Here is a 2,882-nt window from a genome sequence, read left to right as displayed (position 1 = left end):
CCGCCGAGACCACCCAGCGCCCCCGTCACCGTACCGGCCACGCCCGCGACCGGCTCGAGCAATCCGCTACCGATACCAATGGCCGCGCTTCCCGTCCCCGTCCCGGCCAGCCCGATCGAGATACCGCCTGCATTCGGGTTGCCGACCGTCACCGCCCCATTCCCCCATCCCGTCACCGTGCCGACGAGTCCCCCGGGCGCCGGCGACGCGCCTTCGATGATCAAGCCGTCGGTGTTGCTGAGACTTCCCGGCACGGCGGTCACGACCACCGCCTGGGACGCCGTGGCGGCCAGGCTGAACACAGCCGCGACCGACAGGGCGATACCCGTCAATTTCACGTTCTTTTTCGTTTTCATGAGTAACCTCAGTTCGGTTGGACAACCGCGGAACAGCTCGAGCGATGACGCGTGGACCCTGTCGCCCGAAGGCGGCACGAATCGCTCGCGGATTGCCCGATACGGCAAAGCGTTGAAACAAGTTCGAACAGACCGATGCAACGGGATACCAAACACCGCGTGATGCGCTTCATGAAAACGATTCGCATCACGAAGTTTCTGAAATACGAACCTGAAAACAAACCACCAATAACCATCGATAAACGATCGGCCGCTCACGACGACTTCATCGCGAGCGGCCGTCGCCCCTCCCTTTAGAACTTCCACAACAGATTGCCGTACAACGCGTGATCACTGATGTGGCCGCCAAGCTGGCCGCTATACGACAGGCCGAGCGACAGGTTCTTGGTCACGGCCGCATCGACGCCGACCTCGAGCACCGCGGCATCACGCGCGACCGGCACGCCGGTCACGCTGAACGGCGAACCGCCGCTCGCGAACGACAGCGTCGACGCCGGCTGCGTATTGCCGAATGCATGCCGCCAGCCGACGGTGCCGAACGCCGTGACCTTGCCCTTCGTCGTGACCGCGACGTCGGTCGAGGCCCGCACGCCGAGCGTCGAGAAGCCGAGGCCCGTCGTGTCGGAATCGCCCTGCAGTGCCGCCGCGCCGCCGTTCTCCTTGAAACCGCCGGTGTGCAGGCTCGCGAACGCAAGCCCGACGAACGGTTCGAGCGAGACGTTGCGAATGGCCGTCGAGTAGCCGATCTCGGTGAACACCTGCGTCGCGTTCGCGTCGTAGCTGGCGGTATCGTGGTCGGCGAAGCTGCCGAACGACGGATTGCGCTCGCTATGCACGCGGTACCACGACTGCGACACGCCACCGCGCACGTTCCACGCGTCGTATCGGCCGCTGGCGTACAGCGCGATCGTCCCGCCGTTGACCTTCGCCGACTCGTTCTGGTCGGTATTGAGCTGGCTGCGCGACGCGCCGCCCGCGATACCGACGCGCCAGTGGCTGCTGACTTCCGCATCCGTGCCGACGATGAAGCCATACAGGTTGCGATCGATCGACGCGACGCCATCGCCGTTGAACCGGCTATGCGAGCCGTACAGCCGGCCCCACACCGCGGGCTTGTACGACTTGGCCGGCGTGCAGCCGTTCTCCGCGGCCATGCGCCGGTCGAGCGCCGCCGCATGGTCGTCCGCCGACACCGGCGCCTCGCATCCGCACAGCGCGCCGCCCGGCTGCGAACCGAGCCGCGCGCGATCGAGCACCGCGTCGTGCACGTAGCGGCTGTCCGACAGCAGCACGCTACGCGTACTCGGATACAGATCGCCGGCCAGTTGCGTGAATGCGCGGTTCGCGGTCGTCGCATCCGACGTCAGCACCGTATCGAACAGCGGGTTGCCGGCGCCGAGCGTGCCGACCGCGCCCGCCACCGCTTGCCCGTCGGGCGTAGTCGCCACCGACGAGAACGGCGTGCCGTTCGGCGCCAGCGACATCAGTACCTGCGCCGGGTTGTACGTGAGCGTCGGCGTGAGGAACGCATACGTCGAGCTCACCGCGCTGAACTGCCCTTGCACGCCCGCGCCGGCATTCACGATGGTGTAGAGCTTGCCCGGCTGGTATTGCCCGGTCGCCGCGACGACCTGCACCGACCCACCGTTGAGCGTGGCGGAGCCGGTCACGTCGAGGCCGCCGCTCTGCTGCGGCGTGGCGCCGACCTGCAGCGTCGAGCCCGGCTGGAAGGTCGCGTTGCCCGCGACCTTCAGCGGCTGCCCGAGCTGGAGGACCGACGCGGTACCGCCGCCCGACACGACCAGGCCGCCGACCGTGCCCGTCCCGGTGACGGTCGCGCCGCTGCCGACGGTCACCGGCGAGCTGGCCAGCGAACCGGTGACGGCGAGCGTGCCGCCCGTCACGTTCGTCGGCCCGGACAGCGTGTTCGTCCCGCTCAGCACCTGCGCGCCCGTGCCGGCCAGCGTCAGCGGACCGGTACCCGACAGCGTGCCCGCGAACGAGCTGGTGCCGGCGGTATTGACCGTCAGCGGCGTCGCGCCGAGATTCACGGTCGAACCCGTCGTACCCGACAGCGTGCCGATCGACTGCGGCGCGGCCGAGGCCGCCAGGTTCAGCGTCGCGCCGCTGCCCGCGAGGATCACCGGGCTCGTCGGCGCGAGGCTGCCTGCACCGGCGAGCGCGAGCATGCTGCCGCTGCCGATTGTCGTGCCGCCGGTGTACGTGTTGGCGCCGGTCAGCGTCTGCGTGCCGCCGCCCTGCACCGCGAAGCCGCCGGTGCCCGCGATCGTGCCGCCGAACGAACCGCCCGCCGGACCGGCCACGGTCAGCGTATTGCCGCCGAGATTCACGGTCGAACCGGCGGCGCCCGACAACGCGCTCGCCGTCTGCGGCGTCGTGGCCGCGCCGACGTCGAGCGTCGCGCCGTTGCCGGCCAGCGTCAGGGCGCTGCCTGCCGACAGGCTGCCGTTGCCGCCGACCGCCAGCGTGCTGCCGTTGCCGATCGTCGTGCCGCCCGTGTACACG

Annotated in this window: 1 protein-coding gene and 1 pseudogene; both read right to left on the bottom strand. The window is 69.2% G+C overall.

What is annotated here, in order from left to right; genetic code table 11:
- A pseudogene (locus H3O04_RS34815) lies at positions 1–614 on the bottom strand (hypothetical protein); the annotation flags it as partial.
- Positions 615–649: 35 nt separating this feature from the next.
- The coding region (locus H3O04_RS34810; protein ID WP_202589461.1) for an autotransporter outer membrane beta-barrel domain-containing protein at positions 650–2,882 on the bottom strand (2,233 nt) is incomplete at its 5' end.

It is taken from the genome of Burkholderia sp. KCJ3K979, from assembly GCF_016759955.1.
Lineage (GTDB): Bacteria > Pseudomonadota > Gammaproteobacteria > Burkholderiales > Burkholderiaceae > Burkholderia > Burkholderia orbicola.
Note: the sequence above shows the minus strand (reverse complement) of the source record. Positions and strands in the feature narration are given on the sequence as shown.